The 17,386-nt window shown below is 47.9% G+C and carries 31 protein-coding genes; 4 read left to right on the top strand and 27 right to left on the bottom strand.

The window, feature by feature from the left end; genetic code table 11:
• Positions 1 to 22 precede the first annotated feature (22 nt).
• The 4 genes from pstB (at position 23) to ACR0QN_RS00815 (ending at position 3,975) form a co-directional block, all read left to right on the top strand.
• Entirely contained in the window at positions 23 to 772 is a 750-nt protein-coding gene (pstB, locus tag ACR0QN_RS00830) for a phosphate ABC transporter ATP-binding protein PstB (protein ID WP_432649287.1), read from the top strand.
• Positions 773 to 913: 141 nt separating this feature from the next.
• Positions 914 to 1,564: a phosphate signaling complex protein PhoU gene (phoU, locus tag ACR0QN_RS00825; RefSeq protein ID WP_432649286.1), complete on the top strand. Its 651-nt coding sequence runs from the start codon at positions 914 to 916 to the stop codon at positions 1,562 to 1,564.
• A 39-nt stretch (positions 1,565 to 1,603) separates the two neighbouring features.
• Entirely contained in the window at positions 1,604 to 2,278 is a 675-nt protein-coding gene (locus ACR0QN_RS00820) for a response regulator transcription factor (RefSeq protein WP_432649285.1), read from the top strand.
• A 23-nt stretch (positions 2,279 to 2,301) separates the two neighbouring features.
• The gene (locus tag ACR0QN_RS00815; protein WP_432649284.1) at positions 2,302 to 3,975 is read left to right on the top strand and encodes an ATP-binding protein; all 1,674 of its coding nucleotides are present in this window, start codon (positions 2,302 to 2,304) and stop codon (positions 3,973 to 3,975) included.
• A 243-nt stretch (positions 3,976 to 4,218) separates the two neighbouring features.
• Here the strand turns inward: ACR0QN_RS00815 and rplQ are convergent, their stop codons facing one another.
• The 27 genes from rplQ to rpsS form a co-directional block, all read right to left on the bottom strand.
• Positions 4,219 to 4,560, bottom strand: a complete 342-nt coding sequence (gene rplQ, locus ACR0QN_RS00810) for a 50S ribosomal protein L17 (protein ID WP_432649283.1) — start codon at positions 4,558 to 4,560, stop codon at positions 4,219 to 4,221.
• Between the two features lie 31 nt (positions 4,561 to 4,591).
• A complete protein-coding gene (locus ACR0QN_RS00805; RefSeq protein WP_432649282.1) occupies positions 4,592 to 5,545 on the bottom strand; it encodes a DNA-directed RNA polymerase subunit alpha in 954 nt (317 codons plus the stop codon).
• A gap of 87 nt (positions 5,546 to 5,632) precedes the next feature.
• A complete protein-coding gene (gene rpsD / locus ACR0QN_RS00800) occupies positions 5,633 to 6,229 on the bottom strand; it encodes a 30S ribosomal protein S4 (protein WP_432649281.1) in 597 nt (198 codons plus the stop codon).
• A gap of 21 nt (positions 6,230 to 6,250) precedes the next feature.
• Positions 6,251 to 6,652 (bottom strand): 30S ribosomal protein S11, encoded by a 402-nt coding sequence (gene rpsK / locus ACR0QN_RS00795; RefSeq protein WP_178727381.1) that lies wholly within the window; start codon positions 6,650 to 6,652, stop codon positions 6,251 to 6,253.
• Between the two features lie 14 nt (positions 6,653 to 6,666).
• The gene (gene rpsM / locus ACR0QN_RS00790; protein WP_432649280.1) at positions 6,667 to 7,035 is read right to left on the bottom strand and encodes a 30S ribosomal protein S13; all 369 of its coding nucleotides are present in this window, start codon (positions 7,033 to 7,035) and stop codon (positions 6,667 to 6,669) included.
• A 94-nt stretch (positions 7,036 to 7,129) separates the two neighbouring features.
• Positions 7,130 to 7,243: a 50S ribosomal protein L36 gene (rpmJ, locus tag ACR0QN_RS00785; RefSeq protein WP_178727383.1), complete on the bottom strand. Its 114-nt coding sequence runs from the start codon at positions 7,241 to 7,243 to the stop codon at positions 7,130 to 7,132.
• A 59-nt stretch (positions 7,244 to 7,302) separates the two neighbouring features.
• Positions 7,303 to 7,521, bottom strand: a complete 219-nt coding sequence (gene infA, locus ACR0QN_RS00780; RefSeq protein WP_178727384.1) for a translation initiation factor IF-1 — start codon at positions 7,519 to 7,521, stop codon at positions 7,303 to 7,305.
• Positions 7,522 to 7,550: 29 nt separating this feature from the next.
• Entirely contained in the window at positions 7,551 to 7,799 is a 249-nt protein-coding gene (locus tag ACR0QN_RS00775; protein ID WP_432649279.1) for a KOW domain-containing RNA-binding protein, read from the bottom strand.
• A gap of 13 nt (positions 7,800 to 7,812) precedes the next feature.
• Positions 7,813 to 8,571 carry a type I methionyl aminopeptidase gene (gene map / locus ACR0QN_RS00770; protein WP_432649278.1) on the bottom strand — a complete coding sequence of 253 codons (759 nt, stop codon included), beginning with the start codon at positions 8,569 to 8,571 and terminating at the stop codon, positions 7,813 to 7,815.
• A gap of 21 nt (positions 8,572 to 8,592) precedes the next feature.
• Positions 8,593 to 9,225 carry an adenylate kinase gene (locus ACR0QN_RS00765; protein ID WP_432649277.1) on the bottom strand — a complete coding sequence of 211 codons (633 nt, stop codon included), beginning with the start codon at positions 9,223 to 9,225 and terminating at the stop codon, positions 8,593 to 8,595.
• A 33-nt stretch (positions 9,226 to 9,258) separates the two neighbouring features.
• Positions 9,259 to 10,563: a preprotein translocase subunit SecY gene (secY, locus tag ACR0QN_RS00760; protein ID WP_432649276.1), complete on the bottom strand. Its 1,305-nt coding sequence runs from the start codon at positions 10,561 to 10,563 to the stop codon at positions 9,259 to 9,261.
• A gap of 1 nt (position 10,564) precedes the next feature.
• On the bottom strand, positions 10,565 to 11,005 hold the full coding sequence (rplO, locus tag ACR0QN_RS00755) for a 50S ribosomal protein L15 (protein WP_432649275.1): 441 nt from the start codon (positions 11,003 to 11,005) through the stop codon (positions 10,565 to 10,567).
• 22 nt (positions 11,006 to 11,027) lie between these two features.
• Entirely contained in the window at positions 11,028 to 11,201 is a 174-nt protein-coding gene (rpmD, locus tag ACR0QN_RS00750) for a 50S ribosomal protein L30 (RefSeq protein WP_432649274.1), read from the bottom strand.
• 14 nt (positions 11,202 to 11,215) lie between these two features.
• Positions 11,216 to 11,716: a 30S ribosomal protein S5 gene (gene rpsE / locus ACR0QN_RS00745; protein WP_178727391.1), complete on the bottom strand. Its 501-nt coding sequence runs from the start codon at positions 11,714 to 11,716 to the stop codon at positions 11,216 to 11,218.
• Positions 11,717 to 11,756: 40 nt separating this feature from the next.
• The gene (rplR, locus tag ACR0QN_RS00740; protein WP_432649273.1) at positions 11,757 to 12,116 is read right to left on the bottom strand and encodes a 50S ribosomal protein L18; all 360 of its coding nucleotides are present in this window, start codon (positions 12,114 to 12,116) and stop codon (positions 11,757 to 11,759) included.
• 89 nt (positions 12,117 to 12,205) lie between these two features.
• Entirely contained in the window at positions 12,206 to 12,751 is a 546-nt protein-coding gene (gene rplF, locus ACR0QN_RS00735) for a 50S ribosomal protein L6 (RefSeq protein ID WP_432649272.1), read from the bottom strand.
• A 15-nt stretch (positions 12,752 to 12,766) separates the two neighbouring features.
• The gene (gene rpsH / locus ACR0QN_RS00730) at positions 12,767 to 13,165 is read right to left on the bottom strand and encodes a 30S ribosomal protein S8 (protein WP_432649271.1); all 399 of its coding nucleotides are present in this window, start codon (positions 13,163 to 13,165) and stop codon (positions 12,767 to 12,769) included.
• A 45-nt stretch (positions 13,166 to 13,210) separates the two neighbouring features.
• On the bottom strand, positions 13,211 to 13,396 hold the full coding sequence (locus ACR0QN_RS00725) for a type Z 30S ribosomal protein S14 (RefSeq protein WP_178727395.1): 186 nt from the start codon (positions 13,394 to 13,396) through the stop codon (positions 13,211 to 13,213).
• 17 nt (positions 13,397 to 13,413) lie between these two features.
• Positions 13,414 to 13,956 carry a 50S ribosomal protein L5 gene (gene rplE, locus ACR0QN_RS00720; RefSeq protein WP_022475285.1) on the bottom strand — a complete coding sequence of 181 codons (543 nt, stop codon included), beginning with the start codon at positions 13,954 to 13,956 and terminating at the stop codon, positions 13,414 to 13,416.
• 18 nt (positions 13,957 to 13,974) lie between these two features.
• A complete protein-coding gene (gene rplX, locus ACR0QN_RS00715) occupies positions 13,975 to 14,301 on the bottom strand; it encodes a 50S ribosomal protein L24 (protein ID WP_432649270.1) in 327 nt (108 codons plus the stop codon).
• Positions 14,302 to 14,316: 15 nt separating this feature from the next.
• Positions 14,317 to 14,685: a 50S ribosomal protein L14 gene (rplN, locus tag ACR0QN_RS00710; RefSeq protein ID WP_178727397.1), complete on the bottom strand. Its 369-nt coding sequence runs from the start codon at positions 14,683 to 14,685 to the stop codon at positions 14,317 to 14,319.
• Positions 14,686 to 14,928: 243 nt separating this feature from the next.
• The gene (gene rpsQ / locus ACR0QN_RS00705) at positions 14,929 to 15,186 is read right to left on the bottom strand and encodes a 30S ribosomal protein S17 (RefSeq protein WP_432649269.1); all 258 of its coding nucleotides are present in this window, start codon (positions 15,184 to 15,186) and stop codon (positions 14,929 to 14,931) included.
• 14 nt (positions 15,187 to 15,200) lie between these two features.
• Positions 15,201 to 15,395: a 50S ribosomal protein L29 gene (gene rpmC, locus ACR0QN_RS00700; RefSeq protein WP_432649268.1), complete on the bottom strand. Its 195-nt coding sequence runs from the start codon at positions 15,393 to 15,395 to the stop codon at positions 15,201 to 15,203.
• On the bottom strand, positions 15,395 to 15,817 hold the full coding sequence (gene rplP, locus ACR0QN_RS00695; RefSeq protein ID WP_432649267.1) for a 50S ribosomal protein L16: 423 nt from the start codon (positions 15,815 to 15,817) through the stop codon (positions 15,395 to 15,397). The genes rpmC and rplP overlap by 1 nt, the downstream gene beginning before the upstream one ends.
• Positions 15,817 to 16,578, bottom strand: coding sequence for a 30S ribosomal protein S3 (gene rpsC / locus ACR0QN_RS00690; protein ID WP_432649266.1), 762 nt, complete (start codon positions 16,576 to 16,578; stop codon positions 15,817 to 15,819). Before rpsC ends, rplP begins: the two co-directional genes overlap by 1 nt.
• A 20-nt stretch (positions 16,579 to 16,598) precedes the next feature.
• On the bottom strand, positions 16,599 to 16,934 hold the full coding sequence (gene rplV, locus ACR0QN_RS00685) for a 50S ribosomal protein L22 (RefSeq protein ID WP_432649265.1): 336 nt from the start codon (positions 16,932 to 16,934) through the stop codon (positions 16,599 to 16,601).
• A 21-nt stretch (positions 16,935 to 16,955) separates the two neighbouring features.
• Positions 16,956 to 17,237, bottom strand: a complete 282-nt coding sequence (rpsS, locus tag ACR0QN_RS00680; protein WP_022475293.1) for a 30S ribosomal protein S19 — start codon at positions 17,235 to 17,237, stop codon at positions 16,956 to 16,958.
• Positions 17,238 to 17,386 lie beyond the last annotated feature (149 nt).

Below are 17,386 nucleotides of genomic sequence, written 5' to 3'. Positions count from 1 at the left end.
CATATCCGAAAGGAAAACTCAGATGAATAAATTTGAAATCGAGCATTTAAATCTCCATTACGGAAAATTCCACGCATTAAAAGACGTCTCTATCAACATTCCCACCGGTGAGATAACCGCCTTTATAGGTCCGTCGGGCTGCGGAAAATCCACGCTTCTCAAGAGTCTCAACCGAATGAACGACCTGGTTGAGGGCTGCGTTATCGACGGAAAGGTACTCCTTGACGGAGAGGATATCTATAACGGAATGGACGTGAATTTCCTCAGAAAAAAGGTAGGAATGGTTTTCCAGAAGCCCAATCCTTTCCCTATGAGCGTTTACGACAACATTGCCTACGGTCCCCGTACTCACGGCATACACTCAAAGGCAAAGCTTGACGAGATCGTGGAAAAATCCCTTACCGACGCCGCTATATGGAACGAGCTTAAAGACAGACTCAAGAAAAGCGCCCTGGGACTTTCCGGCGGTCAGCAGCAGAGACTGTGTATTGCCCGTGCTCTGGCAGTAGAGCCTGATGTCCTGCTTATGGACGAACCCACATCGGCTCTCGACCCCATCTCCACCAACAAGATAGAAGATCTTGCCATAAGCCTCAAAGAAAAGTACACCATTGTCATCGTCACCCACAATATGCAGCAGGCTACCCGAATTTCCGACCGCACAGCCTTTTTCCTGCTGGGTGAGATAGTGGAGTTTGACGGGACCGAAAAGCTTTTCTCCGCTCCCAAGGACAAGCGCACCGAGGACTACATAACAGGACGTTTCGGCTAAGGCGAGAGGCGGGTGTCGACCCGCACGAAAGGATAATTTGAGCAAAACTAACGTTACCGAGCCACAAACGAAAAGAATATCTCAAAACCCACCAACGAGGTCGCCGCGGGTCGTCACCCGCACGAAAGGATAATCTTACTTATGAGAAATAGATTTGAAATGCAGCTTGAAGAGCTGAACGTAAGCCTGATAAAAATGGGAGCGCTGTGCGAAACTGCTATTTCAATGGCAGTAAAGGCGCTTCTCAACGACGATACCGCCCTTGTGGACGGGGTCAAGGAGACCGAGCGTGAGCTTGACCATATGGAAAGAAGCATTGAAGGGCTTTGTATGAAGCTCATACTCCAGCAGCAGCCCGTTGCAAGAGATCTGCGTACAATTTCCTCTGCACTAAAAATGATAACCGATATGGAGCGTATCGGAGATCAGGCAGCGGATATCGCAAATCTCATAAAATTCTGCCGTATGGACGAGGCAGGCAGCAGGTGCAGGGAGGACATCACCCGAATGGCTGAAGCCGCTATAAAGATGGTCACAGCCAGCGTAGATGCCTTTGTAAAGCTTGATATGGATGGCGCAAAAAAAGTCATTTCTGACGATGATGAAGTTGACGGCTTGTTTATTAAGATAAAAGGTGATATAATAAATATAATAGCGGAAAATCCGGGGCTTGGCGAAACGGTGTTTGACATCGTTATGATAGCCAAATACCTTGAGCGCATAGGCGACCACGCCACAAACATTGCCGAGTGGGTGGTATTTTCCATAACAGGAGAGCACGGAAACGCATAACTTACGCAGCACCCGCTCTCGGAAAGGAAGGTCAGAAAAATGATATACTATGCGGAAGACGACAGCAGCATACGGGAGCTTGTGCTGTACACTTTGAAAACCACAGGCTTTGAAGCCAAGGGATTTGAAAACGGCGAAGAGCTTTTTGCGGAGCTTTCGGCAGGAAATGTCCCCAAGCTCCTGCTGCTTGACATAATGCTGCCCGGAGAGGACGGCATTGAGATAATGAAGCGGCTGAGACGAGGCGGCTATGATTTCCCCGTAATAATGGTAACAGCGAAAAACTCCGAATACGACAAGGTCACAGGACTTGACTGCGGCGCAGACGACTACATATCAAAGCCCTTCGGAATGATGGAGCTTATCGCCCGGATAAAAGCTGTGCTGAGACGTGCAGAACGTACGGAAAGCATTGCCTGCGGAGACGTGCTCAGCTGCGGAGCGGTGGAGCTTGATATCCGAAGCCATATCGTAACCGTTGACGGAGTTCCTGCGGAGCTGACATTAAAGGAATTTGAACTGCTCCGCATACTTATGAAAAACAAAAACGCCGTCCTCACAAGAGATAATCTTCTTGAAAGCATATGGGGCTACGACTGTGCAGGCGAGACCCGTACGGTGGACGTGCATATAAAAACTCTCCGCCAGAAGCTTGGAAGCGGCGCAGAGATAATAAAGACTGTCCGTGGCGTTGGCTACAAGGTCTGCGGATAACAAAGAAGGTGTAATTTGATCCGATGAAAATGAAAAACCGTATATTTTTCAGCATATTTTCAAGCTCTCTTATCGCACTTATCCTATGCCTTGCCTGCGTAACGGGAGTAATGTACAACGCAATGACCGCTGAGCTTCGTGAGGAAATACGAAACGAGGCGGCTATTGTTTCTACAACCATAGACAGCCTTGAGGACGAGTCTGCACAGGAATACATATCAGAAGCAGGCCATAAAAGCGGCAACCGTATCACCCTTATCTCCCCTGACGGAACGGTGCTTTACGACAACTTTTCAAAAATATCGGAAATGGGCAATCACCTTGACCGCCCCGAGATATCCGAAGCGCTGGAAAAAGGTATCGGAACCGCTCTGAGAGCCTCCGACACGATGGGCGAACATACCTATTACTGCGCCGTAAAACTAAAAAACGGCAGCGTTATCAGAATAGCGAACACCACCAAGAGCGTTCTGGGACTTCTGAGCCACCTTACTTTATGGCTTATCCTCATCGGAGTGCTTATTTTTGTTTTCTCCCTTGTGATGGCAGGACTGCTCACACGCTCAATAATCCGTCCCATAAACGATCTTGACCTTGACGCTCCCGGTGAAAATCTCACCTACGACGAGCTTGCTCCCCTGCTTCTGAGAATGGATAAGCAGAATGAAAAAATAAACGCTCAGATTGAGAAGCTTTCCGAGCAGAAAAGCGAGCTTTCCTGTATAACGGGAAATATGAGCGAGGGACTGGTAATATTCGGCAGCGGCGGAAATATACTGTCTGCAAATGCCGCAGCACAGCGCATTTTAGGGAGCAATGCCACAGGCAGCTATACCCGTCTCTGCCGTGACAGGGAATACCTTGATGCTGTTGAAACAGCTCTCGAAGGCGGCTACGGAAATGCCCTTCTTGAAAAGAACGGCAGGACCTACAGCCTTACAGCAAGCCCCGTTACCGAAGCGAAGAAATACAGCGCCGTACTGTTCATCGTTGACGTGACAGACAGAGAGAACGCCGAAAAAATGCGAAGGGAATTCTCCGCAAACGTGTCCCACGAGCTGAAAACTCCCCTCACCTCCATTATGGGCGCAGCGGAGATCATCGAAAAGGGCATTGTAAAAAAAGAGGATATCCCCCATTTTGCAGGAAATATCCATTCCGAGGCAATGAGACTTCTGGCACTTATTGAGGATATAATTAAGATATCCCGTCTTGACGAAGGCGGACTTATTCAGGAGTTTGAAGAGGTCTATCTTGACGATATCTGTAAGAGCGTGATTTCCGAACTTAGCGAAAAGGCGCAGCACAGAGGAATTTTCCTTGAAAGCAGCCTTGAAAGGGTGTCTGTTCGGGGCGTAAGACCCGTCCTTCACGAAATGGTCTATAACCTCTGCGACAACGGTATCGCCTACAACAACAAGGGCGGCAAGGTTGAGCTAAGCCTTGAAAAAACACCCTCGGGCTGTATCCTTAAAGTCTCCGATAACGGTATCGGTATCCCCCCCGAACATCAGGCAAGGATATTCGAGCGCTTCTATCGTGTGGACAAGAGCCACTCCAAGGAAACAGGCGGAACAGGTCTGGGACTGTCCATCGTAAAGCACGGCGCAGCGCTTCACGGCGGCGTGATAAACCTGCAGAGCGAAGTTGGAAAGGGTACGGTAATAAGCATCGAGTTTGGCAAAAGCAATGCCTGATAAAGCTTCTATCTTGAGCTGACAGATCATATATCCCCCGAAATGCAGTAATTTGTATAGCAACTGCATTCGGGGGATAATTCTTTATCTATAAGGTGATGTCCTGCATATGTTCTGACTGTAAACATCAAGAAATTTATTTCTATGCAGAAGAAAGTACTGAGCAAGATTCATTTTTGCAAATATATGCAGAAAAATCCCCCTGCTCCAACCGGAACAGGGGGAAAACTTACTTATTTACGATCAAACAAGCTCGATAACTGCCATCTCAGCAGCATCGCCACGACGGGGGCCGATCTTAACGATCCTTGTGTAGCCGCCGTTTACATCAGCGTACTTGGGAGCGATCTCGTCAAAAAGCTTCTTGACAACATCTTCCTTAGTAACATAAGCAAGAACCTGACGCTTAGCGTGAAGGTCATTGGTCTTAGCTGTTGTAATCATTTTCTCAGCCATAGAGCGAACTTCCTTCGCTCTGGTAACTGTAGTTTCAATTCTGCCATTCTCAAGCAGGAATGTAACCATAGCTCTCAGCATAGCCTTTCTATGGTCGCTTGTTCTGCCCAGTTTTCTGGTTCCCGGCATTGATTTTCACTCCTTACCAAATATTGAACGGTTATTCTTCCTCGCTGCTAAGGTCAAAGCCCAGGGACTGGAGCTTCTCCTTAACCTCGTCGAAGGACTTCTTACCGAGGTTTCTAACCTTCATCATTTCTTCTTCTGATTTGCTTATCAGATCTTCAACGGTATTGATTCCCGCACGCTTCAAGCAGTTAAAGGAACGTACTGATAAGTCAAGTTCCTCAATGGTCATCTCAAGGATCTTCTCCTTGCCCTTATCGTCCTTTTCAACCATAATTTCGGTGATAGCGGACTCATCGGAAAGATTGCTGAATGATTTCAGATGCTCAATGAGGAGATTGGCTGCCTGAGACACAGCTTCCTTTGCAGATACGGTACCGTCTGTCCATACCTCAAGAATAAGCTTGTCATAATCTGTAACCTGACCGAGACGAGTATCCTCGACACGGAAGTTTACCTTCAGTACAGGCGTGTAAATAGAGTCAACTGCGATCACGTCGATGCCGAGATTGAAAAGCTGCTTGTTCTTTTCAGCGGGAACGTAGCCCCTGCCACGGTCAATAGTGATCTCCATATAAAGCTTTGCGTCCTTGCCGAGAGTAGCGATGTGCATATCGGGAACAAGGATATCGACCTCAGAATCGGTCTTGATATCGCCTGCAGTAACCTCGCACTCGTCCTCAGCCTCGATATAGATGGTCTTGGGGCCCTCGCCGTAAAGCTTTGCAGTCAGACCTTTAAGGTTAAGAATGATCTCAGTAACGTCTTCCTTAACCCCGGGAATAGTGGATAATTCGTGGTGAACGCCGTCGATCTTCACGGAAGTAACGGCAACACCCGGAAGCGAGGAGAGCAGTACACGTCTGAGGCTGTTGCCCAGAGTAGTACCATAGCCGCGCTCCAGAGGAGCGAGAACGAACATACCGTATGTGCCGTTTACGTCCAGCTTAACGGTATCAATTTCCGGCTTTTCGATTTTTTCAAGCATTAGTATAACCCTCCTATAGTCGCATTGTTAGTAAACGTACATATCCTATGCGCCGCAGGAAAGCGGTGCATAGTATATCTGAAGCTATTACTTGGAGTACAGCTCGACGATAAGGTGTGTCTGAGTCTCGTAATCGAGATCCTCAACGTTAGGCATACGAACTACCTTAGCGGAGAAGTTATCCTTGTCAGCCTCAAGCCAGAGGGGAACAACTCTTGTAGCAGTCTGCTCAACAACATCCTTAAACTTAGTGCTGCTGCGGCTTCCCTCGTAGAGAGCGATAACGTCGCCTTCCTTGATGCGGTAAGAGGGAATGTTAACACGCTTGCCGTTAACAGTAAAATGTCTGTGAGTAACAAGCTGTCTTGCCTCACGTCTTGTGAGAGCGAGACCCATTCTGTAAACAACATTGTCAAGTCTGGATTCGAGGATAGTGATAAGGTTATCACCGGCCTTACCCTCCATCTTGGAAGCGATCTCAAAATAATGATAGAAGGGCTTTTCGAGTACGCCGTAGATGAACTTCAGCTTCTGCTTTTCCTTGAGCTGCATACCATACTCGGAAACCTTTTTTCTGCTGTTAGCGCCGGGATTTCTCTTGGACTCCTTAGAAACGCCCATAACCATAGGGCTGATACCCAGGTATCTGCATCTCTTGAGGATAGGTTCTTTATTTAAAGCCATTTCAATAACACCTCCTGAAAATTAGACACGTCTTCTCTTGGGAGGACGGCAGCCATTGTGAGGAATAGGAGTAACATCCTTGATAAGTCTTACCTCGAGACCAACGGTCTGGAGAGCTCTGATAGCAGCTTCTCTTCCTGCACCGGGACCCTTAACGTAAACCTCAACAGTCTTGAGGCCGTGCTCCATAGCAGCTCTTGCAGCAGTTTCAGCAGCAGTCTGAGCAGCGAAAGGAGTGGACTTCTTGGAGCCTCTGAAACCGAGACCGCCTGCAGATGCCCACGAAAGAGCATTGCCCTGAGTATCGGTGATAGTTACAATAGTATTGTTGAAAGTGGACTGGATATGAACAGCGCCATTTTCAATATTTTTACGTTCACGACGTCTTCTGATGGTAGTCTTTTTACCCTTAACCTGAGCCATTGTTCAATCCCTCCTTACTTCTTCTTGTTAGCGATTGTCTTAACGGGGCCCTTGCGGGTTCTTGCGTTAGTCTTGGTTCTCTGACCTCTTACGGGGAGACCCTTGCGGTGACGAACGCCTCTGTAACAACCTATTTCAACGAGACGCTTGATGTTAAGAGCAACATTTCTTCTCAGATCGCCCTCAACGATAAAGTTGTGGTCGATGTAGTCACGAAGCTTTGCAACATCGTCTTCGCTGAGATCCTTAACTCTTGTATCAGGGTTTACACCTGTGTTTGCGAGAATAGTTTCCGCAGATTTACGACCGATACCGTAGATATAAGTGAGTCCAATTTCAACTCTCTTATTCTTGGGAAGGTCAACACCGGCAATACGTGCCATTAAAAATACACCTCCGAATAAAATTTGGACTTTCGCCCAGTGTGTTATGGCTATTTTAATCCTTATTTCAAGCTGCTTAGAGCAGCTACAGCAATCAGCCCTGACGCTGCTTATGCTTAGGATTTTCGCATATGATCATAATTTTGCCTTTTCTTTTGATAACCTTGCACTTTTCGCAGATAGGCTTAACTGAAGGTCTTACTTTCATTATAATTCCTCCTTCTTGAGTGTTGTGCTGAAGAAATCAGCAGTTAGCGGTGATCCGTATCACTTGGCTCTCCATGTGATCCTGCCCTTAGTAAGGTCATATGGGGACATTTCAACAGTAACCTTGTCGCCGGGAACGATTCTGATATAGTTCATTCTCAGTTTGCCCGATACGTGAGCAAGAATCTTATGTCCGTTAGCAAGCTCAACCTGAAAGTTGGCGTTGGGGAGAGCTTCGATAACCGTGCCCTCAATCTCAATAACATCTTCCTTAGACAAGCTGACAGCCTCCTTGGATGTAGTTTCGGTTAAAATTTAGAAGCAGTTGAATACTCCAAAATAACGCTTCTGAGCTTTTTGTCGGTCAGAGACTCCGTATCAATAACAGTATTGGTAAGTTTAACGTGCTTTAAGCTTTTCTTTTTTGGAGAAGCGAGTTTACGTTCCTTGCCGTCTGCCACATAAACGAAGCATTCATCCGCTCTGATGACAACGAGGAAGTTACCTTTGTCCCTTCCGGCACAGCTGCGGACTATTCTGCCGCTTAAGCTTTCCACATCAGCGTCCCCCTTAAATAATAGTTGGTTTAGTAAGAATTACGGGACCATCGGACGTGATTGCGACTGTATGCTCAAAGTGAGCAGAGAGTGAACCTGATTTAGTCAACACGGTCCAGCCGTCGGGAAGGACTTTTACCTCCTCTCCTACCGCATTGATCATAGGCTCGATGGCGAGAGTCATACCTGCAACCAGTCTCGGACCTCTTCCGGGCTTACCGAAGTTCGGGATCTCGGGAGATTCGTGGAGAGTAGCCCCCACGCCGTGACCGACATACTGTTTGACAACGCCGTATCCATAAGAAGTGACGTGCTCCTCCACAGCGTGGGATATATCGCCTATGCGATTGCCCACAACAGCCTGTTCTATCGCCTTGTAAAGGGATTCTTCAGTAACACGGAGAAGCTGTCTTGCTTCCTCAGAAACATTACCGACAGCAAACGTATAAGCATTATCGCCGTTGAAGCCGTCAATGCAAGCACCAGTGTCGATGCTTACGATATCGCCGTCCTTGATGAATTCGTGCTTGGAGGGGATACCGTGGATCACCTTATTGTTTATCGAAATGCAGGCTGAGCCGGGAAATCCCCCGTAGCCGAGGAAATTGGGCTTTGCGCCGTGTTTAACGATATAATCGTGAATGATCTTGTCAAGCTCATAGGTCGACATACCCACACGGATGGACTGTCCACCGTAGTGGAGAGCGTTAGCCGAAATTTGTCCGGCTAAACGCATCTTTTCCAATTCGGATTTAGATTTTACACTGATCATTTTGCGCCTTCTTTAAAAAATTCAGGCATTGACCGCTTCAAGAACAAGCTTGGAAGTCTCGGAGACTTCGCTCTGACCGTAAACGGTAGTGAGCTTGCCCTTTCCCTTGTAGAAATCAACGAGAGGAGCGGTTGCTTCGTGATAAGTCTTGAGTCTGTCAACAACAGTTTCGGGAGCGTCGTCCTTACGCTGAACAGCGTTGCCGCCGCACTTGTCGCACTTGCCCTCTACCTTGGGAGGGTTAAATTCGATGTGGTAGGTAGCGCCGCAGGATTCACAAACTCTTCTTCCGCCGAGACGTGCCTTGATAGCTTCATCAGGAACGGAAATTTCAATTACCTTGTCGATCTGAACGCCCATAGCCTCGAGAGCCTCAGCCTGGGGAACAGTTCTGGGGAAACCGTCAAGAATGAAACCGTTTTTGCAGTCGTCCTCAGCGATCCTGTCCTTGAGAATGCCGATAACGACCTCATCGGGAACGAGAGCGCCTGCGTCCATAAAGCTCTTGGCTTTAAGACCGCACTCTGTGCCGTTTTTAACAGCAGCTCTGAGAATGTTGCCGGTAGAGATCTGGGGAATGTTCAGGGTATTGCTGATGACCTCAGCCTGAGTACCCTTGCCTGCGCCGGGAGCGCCGAGAAGAATAAGATTCATTACATTTCCGCCTTTCTGTTGTATCGGTTTGTATTACTCAAGGAAGCCCTTGTGGTGACGCATCATCATCTGGGATTCGAGAGTTCTGACGGTCTCGAGAGCGACGCTTACGATGATCAGTATCGAGGTACCGCCCATAGAAATATTCATAGCAGGAACTGCCATATGGAACAGAATGGGGAAGATAGCGATGATACCGAGACAAACAGCGCCGATGAGAGTGATCTTTGAAAGCACCCTCTGAATGAAATCGCTTGTAGGCTTACCGGGTCTGATGCCTGGGATACCGCCGTTGTTCTGACGGAGGTTGTTAGCGATCTCTATAGGATTATACTGCATTGAAACATAGAAATAGTTGAATGCAATAATAAGAACAAAGTAAATAATAGCATACCAGATTCCGTTGAAATTGAAGAAATTCAGGAATCCTACATAGAAGTTCTGCCAGAAGCCCTCAGGATTAGTGGGTCTCTTAATGAACATTTCCAATGTCTGAGGAATGGACATAAACGCCATCGCAAAAATGATAGGCATAACGCCGCTCATAGCGATCTTGACGGGAATGTGAGTATTCTGACCGCCGTACTGTTTTCTGCCCACAACACGCTTGGCATACTGAATGGGGATACGTCTTTCCGCATTGTTCATAACAACGATGAATGCAATCATAGCGACGTAAATAACGAGTACAAGGAACGCAAGGCCGAGATACTTCTGCTTGTCGGACATAGCGACCTTGAACATATCAATAATATCGGTGGGGAATCGTGCCACGATACCTGCAAAGAGGATAATGGAGATACCGTTTCCGATACCGTTCTCGTTTACCAGGTTTCCGAGGAAAACGATAAGGTTTGAACCTGCCGTGAAAACCGCTATAATAACTATAGCAGCGAAAACGCCCTCAAAGCCCGAAGTGTACTGAACAGCGCCCTGACTTCTCATAGTGAGGTAATACGCATAGGACATTACCAGCGAAATGGCAAGAGCAACAAAGCTTGTGATCTTCTGAAGCTTTTTCCTGCCCTCCTCGCCCTCTTTCTGAAGTGACTCCAGAGGAGGAAGTGCATATGTCAGCAGCTGAACAATGATCGAAGCATTGATATAAGGCTGAATGGAAAGCGCAAAAACAGTTCCCTTAGAAAGGGCACCACCCGACAGCATATCGAGGTAGCCGAAGATGTTACCGTCCTGAACCATACCTGCAAGAGCGGTAGGGATAAGGAAGGGAACGGGAACAGCGCATCCGAGACGAAAAATAACGATAATGAGTAATGTGTATAAGAGCTTTTTTCTCAGCTCAGGTGTTTTCCAAGCATTGCGCAAGGTCTCAACCACATTACATCACCTCAGCCTTCCCGCCTGCTTTCTCGATTTTTTCCTTAGCGGAAGCGGAGAATGCCTGAGCCTTAACAGTAAGGTTCTTGGAAAGCTCACCGTTGCCGAGGATCTTAACTCCGTTAGCTGTTTTCTTGATGAGACCGCTTGCCGCGAGGAGCTCAGCGTCAACAACAGTACCGTCAACAAACTTGTCGAGGTCGGAAACATTAACAGTGGAATACTTTACAGCGAAAATGTTGTTGAATCCTCTCTTGGGGATTCTTCTTGTCATAGGCATCTGACCGCCTTCAAAGCCGGGTCTTACGCCGCCGCCGGAACGTGCATTCTGTCCCTTGTGACCCTTGCCGGCAGTCTTGCCGTTGCCTGAGCCGTGGCCTCTGCCGATTCTCTTGACGTCCTTAACGGAGCCTGCGGCAGGAGAAAGTTCAAATAACTTCATACTAATCGCACCTCCCTGCAATTTAAGCGTTAGTTACATTTATGAGGTGGGCAATCTTTCTGATCTTACCCTGAACAGCAGCGTTATCCTGCTGAGTAGTAGTGTCGCCGATTTTTCTAAGACCGAGAGAATGAGCAGTAGCGATCTGGTCTTTTTTGCAGCTGTTAAGACTTTTTACAAGCTTAATAGTAACCATTTCAGTCATCCTCCTTAGCCTAAAATTTCCTTAACGGACTTGCCTCTTACAGCAGCAACTTCCTTAGCGCTGCGAAGGCTTGTGAGACCCTGAAGGGTAGCTCTTACAACGTTGCAGGCATTGTTTGAACGAAGGGACTTAGTTCTGATGTCCTTGATTCCTGCAACCTCGATAACAGCACGAACGGGGCCGCCTGCGATAACACCGGTACCGGGAGCAGCGGGCTTCATAAGAACACGGCCTGCGCCGAATTCGCCGATGACCTCGTGAGGAATAGTTGAGCCTCTGAGTGCGATTTTAGTTAAATTCTTCTTAGCGTCCTCGATACCCTTGCGGATAGCGTCGGGAACTTCGCCTGACTTGCCGATACCGAAGCCTACAGTACCGTTGCCGTCGCCGACAACAACGAGAGCGGCAAACTTGAAGATACGGCCGCCCTTAACAGTCTTGGAAACTCTGTTGATAGCAACGACCTTTTCGGTAAGTTCAAGGTTTGTAGCGTCTATCTTAGCCAAAAGTATAACCTCCTTTAAAAGTGTATCCGATCATATAGGATCAGAAGTTAAGACCGCCCTGTCTTGCGCCGTCAGCGAGCTGAGCAACTCTGCCGTGGTAAAGGTAACCTGCTCTGTCGAAAACAACATCGGTGATACCCTTTTCCTTAGCAGCAGCAGCGATAGCCTCGCCAACCTTGAAAGCGCCGTCCTGGTTGCCGCCGTTGCCCTCGAAGCCCTTGTCCATAGAGGAAGCGCTTGCGAGAGTTACACCTGCAACATCGTCGATAAGCTGAGCGTAGATATGCTTAGCGCTGCGGAAAACATTAAGTCTGGGGCAAGCAGCGGTACCGCTGATCTTGTAACGAACTCTTGCCTGTCTCTTAGCTCTTGCAGCCTTTCTGTTCATCTGCTTAACCATTTAAATTCAACTCCTTTTCAAACTGGAGAATAGTAGTGCGATACTGTCCCATTCTCTTTCGTATTGAATGAAAAAACCGTAGGAAAGAATTACTTCTTGCCCTTACCGGCCTTACCTTCCTTGCGGATGATATGCTCGCCGGTGTAGCGGATACCCTTGCCCTTATAAGGCTCGGGGGGTCTCTTCTCACGGATCTCAGCTGCGAACTGACCAACCACCTGCTTGTCGATGCCGTTAACAACGATCTTAGTAGCAGAGGGAACGTCAATAGTGATGCCGTCGATCTCGGGAACGATGACCTGATGGGAGAAACCGAGGTTCATGACCAGGTTCTTGCCCTGCTTCTGAGCTCTGTAACCGATACCCTCGATGTCGAGAGACTTGGAGAAGCCTGTAGTAACGCCCTCAACCATATTGGAAACGAGGGTTCTTGTAAGTCCGTGAAGGGACTTGTGGAGCTTATCCTCGGAAGGACGCTCAACGATGATTTCATTGCCTTCCAGCTTGATTATCATATCCTTGTGGAAGGACTTGGTGAGTGTGCCCTTGGGACCCTTAACAGTAACGGTAGTGCCGTCGATCTTAACGTCAACGCCTGCGGGAACAGCAATGGGCTTTCTGCCTATTCTTGACATAGCTTTAGTTCCTCCTTACCATACAAATGCAAGGACTTCGCCGCCGACATTGAGCTCTCTTGCCTTCTTGTCAGTCATAACTCCCTTGGAAGTAGACACAATGGCAATACCGAGGCCCTTCATGACCTTGGGCATATCCTCACAGCTGGAGTAAATGCGAAGGCCGGGCTTGGAAACTCTGCGCAGACCGGTGATGACCTGAGATTTATTTTCGCCGTACTTGAGGGTAATTCTGATAATACCCTGCTTGCCGTCGTCGATTATCTGATAGCTCTTGATATAACCTTCATCAACAAGAATCTGAGCGATAGACTTCTTCATATTGGAAGCGGGCACGTCAACAGTAGCGTGCTTAGCGGTGTTGGCGTTACGGATTCTTGTAAGGATATCAGCAATTGAATCGGTAATTTGCATACCATAACCTCCTTGATAAATTTAGCGTAATAAGCGAAGCGGAGATTACCAGCTTGCCTTCTTGACTCCGGGGATCTGACCCTTGTGAGCAAGCTCTCTGAAGCAGATACGGCAAATGCCGAACTTTCTGAGATAAGCGTGGGGACGTCCGCAGATCTTGCATCTGTTGTAAGCTCTGGTAGAGTACTTAGGAGTTCTCTGCTGCTTGATCTTCATTGAAGTTTTAGCCATTTAATTAAACCTCCCAATTACTTAGCAAAGGGAGCGCCCATAAGCTCGAGCAGCTCTTTTGCTTCTTCGTCGGTGTTAGCGGTAGTGATGATATTGATATCCATACCACGAACCTTATCAATTTTATCGTACTCGATCTCGGGGAAGATGAGCTGCTCCTTGATACCGGTGGAGTAGTTGCCTCTGCCGTCGAAGGAGTTTCCGTTGATTCCTCTGAAGTCACGAACACGGGGGAATGCAACATTGAAGAGTCTGTCGAGGAACTCGTACATCTTCTCGCCTCTGAGAGTGACCTTAACGCCGATAGGCATGCCCTCACGGATCTTGAAGTTTGCGACCGACTTCTTAGCACGGCATACAACAGGCTTCTGACCGGTGATAAGTGCGAGGTCGTTCATAATAGCATCGATGACCTTGGAGTTGTCCTTAGCCTCGCCTGCGCCTACGTTGATAACGACCTTGTCGATCTTGGGTATCTGCATAACGCTCTTGTAGCTGAACTTCTTCATAAGTGAGGGAGCTACTGTGCTGACATATAATTCCTTAAGATTTGCTGCCATTGTAGGTAACTCCTTTCATTAGTATGCTTTGCCGCAGTCTGCGTGCTTGCAGACTCTGGTCTTAGTGCCGTCAGCCTCGATCTTGTGACCGAGTCTTGTGGGCTTGCCGCAGTGGGGGCAAACAGCCATTACCTTGCAGGCATAAAGGGGAGCTTCGCACTTAACGATGCCGCCCTGCTGACCCATCTGACGGGGCTTAACGTGCTTGGTAACGATGTTGAGACCCTCAACGATGACCTTCTGCTCCTTGGGGGAAACCTCGAGTACCTTGCCCTTCTTGCCCTTGTCCTTACCGGAAAGAACAACAACAGTGTCGCCTGTTTTAACGTGTAACTTCTTATTCATCTTGCGGCACCTCCATTAAAGAACCTCAGGAGCGAGGGAAAGGATCTTCATATAATCCTTGTCACGAAGCTCTCTTGCAACAGGTCCAAAAATACGTGTTCCTCTGGGGTTCTTGTCCTCCTTGATGATAACTGCTGCGTTCTCATCGAAGCGGATGTAAGTGCCATCCTCTCTGCGGAGACCCTTAGCGGAACGAACGATAACTGCCTTAACAACGTCGCCCTTCTTAACAACGCCGCCTGGTGTTGCTTTTTTAACGGAAGCAACAACAACATCGCCGATATTAGCATATCTTCTGCGTGTACCGCCGAGAACTCTGATGCACATAAGCTCCTTGGCACCTGTGTTATCAGCGACCTTTAAATAAGTCTGCATCTGTATCACAGCGCATTAACTCCTTCCTTAACAGCGAAATACGGCATTAGGCAGGAATACACCTGCCTGATACCGGAAATCACAATTGAATTGATATTATTGTCTCAACGCTGCCGTGTGTATCGCAAAATTCACATCTTTGCCCAAACATCAGCAACATTGAATATTATACCACACCGAAATCCGTTTGTCAATACCTTTTTAGAAATTTCCAAAAAAAATCTCGGTGAAAGCGACCTATCGTCGGGTCAATTACTTAGCCTTTTCGATAACCTGAACAAGTCTCCATCTCTTGTCCTTGGAAAGAGGACGAGTTTCCATGATCTCAACTCTGTCGCCGATGTTGCAGACATTCTGCTCATCGTGAGCCTTGAGCTTGATGGTTCTCTTGATGATCTTCTTGTAAAGGGGGTGCTTTACATTATCCTGAATAGCAACAACGATAGTCTTGTCCATCTTGTTGGAAACTACCTTGCCGACTCTTGTTTTTCTAAGATTTCTTTCAGCCATTATAATGTCCTCCCTTACTTAGCATTGGACTGTTCACGCTGAATAGTCTTGATGCGTGCAATGTCCTTCTTGACAGCCTTTAAACGTGCAGGATTATCAAGCTGATTAACAGTGTGCTGGAAGCGGAGAGCGAAAAGCTCTTTCTTGAGATCAACGAGCTTGTTCTCCAGCTCCTGAGCAGTCATATCTCTGATTTCCGAAGCCTTCATTATTCGCTCGCCTCCTCTGCCTTAGTTATAAACTTGCACTTAATGGGGAGCTTGTGCATAGCGAGACGCATAGCCTCTCTTGCAGTCTCCTCGGGAACGCCGGCGATCTCAAAGAGAACTCTGCCGGGCTTTACAACAGCCACCCAGTACTCGGGAGAACCTTTACCGGAACCCATTCGTGTTTCAGCGGGCTTCTCAGTGATGGGCTTGTCGGGGAAAATCTTGATCCAAACCTGACCGCCACGCTTGATATAACGTGTCATAGCGATACGGGCAGCCTCGATCTGATTAGATGTGATCCAAGCGGGCTCAAGAGCCTGAAGACCGTACTCACCGTTGGAAACGGTGTTGCCTCTGAGAGCCTTACCGGTCATTCTGCCTCTCTGAACTCTTCTGTATTTAACTCTCTTGGGAAGCAGCATTATGCATTACCTCCTTCGTTCTTGTTAGCACGGGGTCTGTAACCGCCCTCACGCTTTCTGCCGTCATTATTGCGGCGCTTTCTTTCGGGCTTTTCTGCGGGAGCCTTGTTAACTCTTGCAGCGGAAGCCTCGCCCTTGAGGATCTCGCCCTTGTAGATCCAAACCTTTATACCGAGACGGCCGTAGGTTGTGTGAGCCTCTGCGAAGCCGTAGTCGATGTCAGCACGGATGGTCTGAAGGGGAATAGTACCCTCGTGATAAGTTTCGCTTCTTGCGATCTCGGCACCTGCCAGACGGCCGCCGACTCTTACCTTGATACCCTTAGCACCGAGCTTCATAGCACGGCCGATAGCCTGCTTCATAGCACGTCTGTAGGAAACACGGTTTTCGAGCTGAGCAGCGATGTTCTCAGCAACGAGAGTAGCATCGAGATCGGGCTGCTTGACCTCAACGATGTTGATGTAAACAGACTTGCCCATCATCTTCTCAACGGAGAGACGGAGCTTCTCGATATTTTCGCCGCCACGTCCGATAACAATACCGGGCTTAGCGCAGTAAACGTGGATTCTTACCTTGCCGGCAAATCTTTCGATCTCAACCTTGGGAACGCCTGCGTCCTTAAGGCTCTTCTTAATGAAATTACGAACGTTGTAGTCCTCAACAAGTGTATCGCCGAAAGCAGCCTTGTTTGCAAACCAACGGGAATCCCAGTCCTTGATAACGCCTACACGCAGACCGTGGGGATTAACTTTCTGTCCCATAATTTACCTCCTCTTTCGACTTATTCTTTTTCAGCTACAACGAGAGTAACGTTGGAAGTTCTCTTGTTGATGCGGAAAGCTCTGCCCTGTGCACGAGGCATAATACGCTTCATAATGGGTCCGGGGCAAACGAAGCACTCGGAAACGATAAGGTTCTCCTTACTCATACCGAAATTGTTCTCAGCGTTTGCAACCGCAGACTTCAGAAGCTTCTCCAGGTATTCACAGGCAGACTTGGGTGTATACTTTAAAATCGCCATAGCGGTCTCAACGTCCTTGCCTCTGATAAGGTCGAGAACGATCTGAACCTTTCTGGGCGCTATGCGAGCATTAGTAAGATGTGCTCTTGCTTCCATTAAAATCTTCTCCTCTCTGCCTTACTTGCCGTTGTTGGATGTCTTGGAGCCTGCGTGGCCCTTAAATGTTCTTGTAGGTGCGAACTCACCGAGCTTGTGACCTACCATATCCTCCGTAACATAAACGGGAACGTGCTTTCTGCCGTCGTGAACAGCAAATGTGTGTCCTACGAAATCAGGGAAAATAGTAGAGGATCTGCTCCAGGTCTTGAGGACCTTCTTTTCGCCTGCCTCGTTCATAGCAATAACTCTCTTTAAAAGGACTTCCTGAACGTAAGGTCCCTTCTTGATACTTCTGCTCATTGGTTTTCCTCCCCTCTCAGATGTTTAGAGGCAAGATTATGCCGATCTTACCCGTAAGAGCTTTGTCCCTCGGGACAAGATCAGCAATCTCCTCTTTACGAATCCTATGAGTATAATAAAATATTTTGAAGTTCTGTGGAACGGGTGTG

Source organism: Huintestinicola sp., from assembly GCF_050874005.1.
Lineage (GTDB): Bacteria > Bacillota > Clostridia > Oscillospirales > Ruminococcaceae > Huintestinicola.
The sequence above is the reverse complement of the archived record's forward strand: the minus strand, read 5'-3'. Positions and strand labels throughout refer to the sequence as shown.

Bases quoted from the DNA above. Each gene is read 5' to 3' on its own strand.
- ACR0QN_RS00725 (WP_178727395.1), bottom strand. From the start codon at position 13,396: ATGGCTAAAACTTCAATGAAGATCAAGCAGCAGAGAACTCCTAAGTAC.
- rpsQ (WP_432649269.1), bottom strand. From the start codon at position 15,186: ATGGCTGAAAGAAATCTTAGAAAAACAAGAGTCGGCAAGGTAGTTTCC.
- ACR0QN_RS00805 (WP_432649282.1), bottom strand. From the start codon at position 5,545: ATGCTTGAAAAAATCGAAAAGCCGGAAATTGATACCGTTAAGCTGGAC.
- rplE (WP_022475285.1), bottom strand. From the start codon at position 13,956: ATGGCAGCAAATCTTAAGGAATTATATGTCAGCACAGTAGCTCCCTCA.
- rplV (WP_432649265.1), bottom strand. From the start codon at position 16,934: ATGGAAGCAAGAGCACATCTTACTAATGCTCGCATAGCGCCCAGAAAG.
- rpsK (WP_178727381.1), bottom strand. From the start codon at position 6,652: ATGGCTCAGGTTAAGGGTAAAAAGACTACCATCAGAAGACGTCGTGAA.
- rpsS (WP_022475293.1), bottom strand. From the start codon at position 17,237: ATGAGCAGAAGTATCAAGAAGGGACCTTACGTTCAGGAAGTCCTTTTA.
- ACR0QN_RS00815 (WP_432649284.1), top strand. From the start codon at position 2,302: ATGAAAATGAAAAACCGTATATTTTTCAGCATATTTTCAAGCTCTCTT.
- phoU (WP_432649286.1), top strand. From the start codon at position 914: ATGAGAAATAGATTTGAAATGCAGCTTGAAGAGCTGAACGTAAGCCTG.
- rpmJ (WP_178727383.1), bottom strand. From the start codon at position 7,243: ATGAAAGTAAGACCTTCAGTTAAGCCTATCTGCGAAAAGTGCAAGGTT.
- rpmC (WP_432649268.1), bottom strand. From the start codon at position 15,395: ATGAAGGCTTCGGAAATCAGAGATATGACTGCTCAGGAGCTGGAGAAC.
- ACR0QN_RS00820 (WP_432649285.1), top strand. From the start codon at position 1,604: ATGATATACTATGCGGAAGACGACAGCAGCATACGGGAGCTTGTGCTG.
- rplX (WP_432649270.1), bottom strand. From the start codon at position 14,301: ATGAATAAGAAGTTACACGTTAAAACAGGCGACACTGTTGTTGTTCTT.
- rplQ (WP_432649283.1), bottom strand. From the start codon at position 4,560: ATGCCGGGAACCAGAAAACTGGGCAGAACAAGCGACCATAGAAAGGCT.
- map (WP_432649278.1), bottom strand. From the start codon at position 8,571: ATGATCAGTGTAAAATCTAAATCCGAATTGGAAAAGATGCGTTTAGCC.
- rpsD (WP_432649281.1), bottom strand. From the start codon at position 6,229: ATGGCTTTAAATAAAGAACCTATCCTCAAGAGATGCAGATACCTGGGT.
- rpmD (WP_432649274.1), bottom strand. From the start codon at position 11,201: ATGGTTACTATTAAGCTTGTAAAAAGTCTTAACAGCTGCAAAAAAGAC.
- rplF (WP_432649272.1), bottom strand. From the start codon at position 12,751: ATGTCAAGAATAGGCAGAAAGCCCATTGCTGTTCCCGCAGGCGTTGAC.
- pstB (WP_432649287.1), top strand. From the start codon at position 23: ATGAATAAATTTGAAATCGAGCATTTAAATCTCCATTACGGAAAATTC.
- rplO (WP_432649275.1), bottom strand. From the start codon at position 11,005: ATGAAGTTATTTGAACTTTCTCCTGCCGCAGGCTCCGTTAAGGACGTC.
- rpsC (WP_432649266.1), bottom strand. From the start codon at position 16,578: ATGGGACAGAAAGTTAATCCCCACGGTCTGCGTGTAGGCGTTATCAAG.
- ACR0QN_RS00765 (WP_432649277.1), bottom strand. From the start codon at position 9,225: ATGAATCTTATTCTTCTCGGCGCTCCCGGCGCAGGCAAGGGTACTCAG.
- rplP (WP_432649267.1), bottom strand. From the start codon at position 15,817: ATGCTGCTTCCCAAGAGAGTTAAATACAGAAGAGTTCAGAGAGGCAGA.
- rpsM (WP_432649280.1), bottom strand. From the start codon at position 7,035: ATGGCACGTATTGCCGGTGTTGACCTTCCCAAGAATAAGAGAGTTGAA.
- rplR (WP_432649273.1), bottom strand. From the start codon at position 12,116: ATGGTTAAGCAGATGAACAGAAAGGCTGCAAGAGCTAAGAGACAGGCA.
- rpsH (WP_432649271.1), bottom strand. From the start codon at position 13,165: ATGCAAATTACCGATTCAATTGCTGATATCCTTACAAGAATCCGTAAC.